This is a genomic window from Candidatus Jordarchaeum sp. (genome assembly GCF_052745115.1).
On the sequence record NZ_JBRAKS010000359.1, the window covers coordinates 1 to 3,914 of the forward strand.

At 43.4% G+C, this 3,914-nt stretch carries 3 protein-coding genes; 1 reads left to right on the forward strand and 2 read right to left on the reverse strand.

The window, feature by feature from the left end:
* The first annotated feature begins 97 nt into the window (after positions 1 to 97).
* Complete coding sequence (locus ACUVXA_RS17805; RefSeq protein ID WP_445872631.1) at positions 98 to 952, forward strand: hypothetical protein; 855 nt, start codon at positions 98 to 100, stop codon at positions 950 to 952.
* Positions 953 to 961: 9 nt separating this feature from the next.
* Here ACUVXA_RS17805 and ACUVXA_RS17810 read toward each other — a convergent pair whose 3' ends face one another.
* On the reverse strand, positions 962 to 2,884 hold the full coding sequence (locus ACUVXA_RS17810) for a CocE/NonD family hydrolase (protein ID WP_445872632.1): 1,923 nt from the start codon (positions 2,882 to 2,884) through the stop codon (positions 962 to 964).
* A 94-nt stretch (positions 2,885 to 2,978) separates the two neighbouring features.
* On the reverse strand, positions 2,979 to 3,764 hold the full coding sequence (locus ACUVXA_RS17815; RefSeq protein WP_445872633.1) for an SDR family NAD(P)-dependent oxidoreductase: 786 nt from the start codon (positions 3,762 to 3,764) through the stop codon (positions 2,979 to 2,981).
* Between the last annotated feature and the right edge of the window lie 150 nt (positions 3,765 to 3,914).

Genomic DNA, 3,914 nt, shown 5'->3' on the forward strand with positions numbered 1-3,914 from the left:
TGAGATACCATAAGTACAAGAAAAGAATTTGGGCTTAACTTAATGACATTGCCCCCTAGGTGGAGGAATAGCTTGGGTTGATAGTGGCTGTGCCCACATGTCTATGGCTTTCAGGAGAGATCATCCCAAATGCCCTCCTAACTTAGAGGAATTGTTCAAAGAACTGTTTACCGCCTATGCAGAAACCATCGGAAAGGAGCTTGGACTCAAAACCAGGTTCAAACCACTCAACGATATAGAGGTCTATTGCGACGATGGTGTATGGAGAAAGATTAGTACAGCCGCGGGACTACCTTCGCCGATTTATCTGTCGGCAGGTGCGGGAATCCAGATGAAGGAAGTACCCTGGGACATTGTGGATAAGGTTATTATTCCACCTCCCGAAAAATTCGCAGACAAAGAAACCAAAACCCTGAGGGACCGGTCAACCTGTTTGAACAGGGAAGTAGGCAGGGAAGTTACAACCCAAGAACTGGAAGAAATTTTAAAGAAGGCGGTTGTTGAGAGATACCATGTTACCCTGGTTCCGACTGAGATTTATTGGGAGAAGATACCCATGTATCCCGGTATAAGAGGAATGCTGACCTCTGATGACTGGTTCTATAACCGGTCTGAGAAATTGAGGTTTAAGAACACTCCCATAACAAGCGGTGTTAGGAAAGGCGAGGCTAGGGTAAAAATTCCTCAGGGACCACTCGTGAGGGTGATTGTATTAACCAAGGAAAACAAGATATACAATATACTCATAACTGGTTCGTTACACGCTGATCCACTTATCCCAGAATCGCCCATTCAAATTATGGAGAGAGAACTCCAGAATGCACCAATAGATAAGAAAGCAGTGAGGGAAAGAGTGAAGAAAATTTTCGATACAAAAGGATACGAGATACCAAACATTACTGTAGACGATTTCACGAATGTTATCATGAAAGCCTGTGAGGCTGCGAAGTAGAACTCATTTTTAATATTCTTTTTCAAATTTTTTCTCGTACACGGTTTTTTCGTTAATTTTCACTTTTGCATCAACAGTCAGTTTGGACTGGGTTAAGACTTGGTAGGCATGGATGTAGTAGTTTTCTCCAGCAAGTTTGAATCTGGATGAAGTGTCCGCATGTATCTCTGCTGTGGAAGGATTATTAGCTGTAATGTCTGCGTGATAATGATTTTCATACCTATAGGGTCCATCTAGATAATCGACGGGAAGTTCCATAACAACCCCAGACTCCACACTTAGACGAGCTGTGAGATGATCATGCACCACTCTCCATTCGGGCATCATCATCATTGGGAATTCTTCAAGAAAACTTAAGTCCGGCTTCTCATATACTGGTTTACTCGATGGGCCGCCACTTGGCACTACTGGTAATGATAATTCCGCCACATACTCATCTCCCAGATGTAAAAAGATTGACCCATCAACATTCAACGGAAACACGCGAGGGAAATCGCTGCAAGAAATGCTTAATCTTACTCGGTGCCCCTTTCGGAAGAGATAGGATGTAGGCCATAACTTCATACTTATTTTATATAATTCTCCGGGCTTAACGGGTCTAGGCTTTTCATGTCCCTCTCGGTGGCTTAGCCGTAACCAGCCAGTACTAGCATAGGTGGAAGACCGGGTTTCGGCAACATCACATAGCCTAGCCACCAGCCCTAAGTCCTCCACATCAGTTGACAGAGTTAAAGTTAATTCTGGCTCCCCAGTTACTTCAAGGTCCTTATCCAAGGGTGGACTGTCAAAGGTCAGAGAATGAGCATCATCAATTCTCTGATCTTTTGGATAATCGATGCCTAGGGGAAAAACCGTCTTTAAACCCGAAGTGATGCCAACTGAGGGATCATACTTGTAGGGTATTTTCACACTTGGCGCACCTTTTATAGGCGACTCTGAAAGTTCTTGGCTTCTCGTAAGGTAGTATCTTTTCTGCTGGGTTCTGCTTATCGGCCACTCGTTCTCATACTTCCACTGGTAACTTCCCATAGTGCAGATTGATACCGGTGGCTCATCCACCACACCATTGTCTTCTCCCTTTAACCAGTAGTCAAACCAGCGTAGAGCCTCATTAACATGGTCTACGGGCTCTATTCCACACATGTTGGGATCAAAGTGGGGCCAAGGTCCCACCAAGATTTTTTTCGGCGACTTAGCGAGTTGAAATTGGATTAATCCATCAGGGATGGAAAAACCCAACCAGCCCTCAATCACATAGATTGGCACCTCAATCTGAGACACAGGAATTTCGACTTTTTTCCAGTAGTCATCGTATGTGGGGTGATCCAGACCAACAATCATATAAGGAACATAGTTGTCTAGGTGGGTTTGCCATATTTTCTTCCATAAACCAGCTTTATCAATTCGTAACTGTGGTGTCAGGTTTAGCACATTCATTAGAGGAAGCCACGCTCCACCCAAACCAAGCATATTAAGCATTCCTCCGGGATATGCCAAGTTCTGGTAAAACATTGAGGGAGCCATAACAGGAACGATGGCCTTTAAGCTAGAAGGCTTCATGGTGGCGGCTTTAAGGCTGGTCATACCTCCATAAGATGAGCCCCAGATACCTACATTGCCACTACTCCATTTTTGAGAGCCACACCACTCTACTAGAGTGTACAGGTCTTCTCCATTAAGAGGATCCAGGGGGTCAACAGTTATTCCCTCTGATGCTCCTGTTCCCCGGAGATCGGCAATCACGTAGGCATAATTATTTTCAATAAATCTTTTGATAACTGGCTGCATGCTGCGACCCACTAAAGCGTCTTTGTGATAAGGGTAGCAACTCATCACCACAGGCCAGGGTCCTTCTCCTTCTGGAATATGTGTATCCACGGAAAGCTTTACTCCATCTCTCATCTCAACAAAAACGTTATAATCAGATTTCATTTACAAAAGCACCTCTCCTCTATATTTTTTATTTATGGTTAAAGACGTATTAATTTTTTGAAATTGTTTCCAATTTTTTAAATATTTTTGGGATTCATTGAAATATTTTCTCAGCATCAACTCCTCGAAGGCCCTGCCCACCATCAACGCACAAAACGTGTCCAGTTATCCAGTCTGATTCATCGCTCGCAAGGAACAGTGCTACTGAGGCTACGTCGCTTGGTTTACCCAGTCTCTCTAATGGGGTTTCTTTGATAAACAAATCCTCTACCCCGGGTATGCTGAGAAAAGCTTCCGTCATTGGTGTCCAGGTTTCACCGGGAGCAATAGCGTTTACACGAATTTTGTGTTTGCCCAAGGTTACCGCAGCCACTTTCGTTAACATGTTAACACCACTCTTTGCAACGCAGTAGTGAGGAGAATCGGATAGAGGCACAATACCACCAACCGATGAAATGTTTATTATGCATCCTCCTTTTCCTTGAGCAATCATTTGACGAGCCCCGGCGCGCACCCCATAAAAGACTCCGTAAAGCATAATCTTTATAGACTCGTCCCAAGTCGCATCATCGAGATCCTGTAGAAGACACTGTTTGAGAATACCGGCACAGTTTACTATAATGTCTATTCTACCAAAGTGATTCACGGTTTCTTGCACAAAGTTGTCAACCTCTTTAGATTTTGTCACATCCGCTTTAATCTTGTGAACCCTGCCAGCATACTGTTGACTTGACTCCTGGAAGGCTTTTTCAAGATTGGCTTCATTTATGTCAGCTAGTAAAACGCTTGCTCCTTCACTTAGGAACCTTCTGGAAATTTCTAATCCAATTCCTGAAGCAGCCCCCGTCACAGCTGCAATTTTTCCATCTAACCTTCCCATAATGACACCTTTTAACATTTATTTTTAGAAAAGCTTAACTTCATATTTAAATTATAAGTATAGTTTGATAGAATACTTATTCGCTCATAAATAAGAATTTTGTGGCTGACCATTTTTGCTGGCGTTTTTTAAGGATCTGGAAGCGTTCCA

What these genes read in the sequence shown, in the direction of transcription:
- ACUVXA_RS17805 (WP_445872631.1), top strand. Translation starts at nt 98, where the DNA reads ATGTCTATGGCTTTCAGGAGAGATCATCCCAAATGCCCTCCTAACTTA.
- ACUVXA_RS17810 (WP_445872632.1), bottom strand. Translation starts at nt 2,884, where the DNA reads ATGAAATCTGATTATAACGTTTTTGTTGAGATGAGAGATGGAGTAAAG.
- ACUVXA_RS17815 (WP_445872633.1), bottom strand. Translation starts at nt 3,764, where the DNA reads ATGGGAAGGTTAGATGGAAAAATTGCAGCTGTGACGGGGGCTGCTTCA.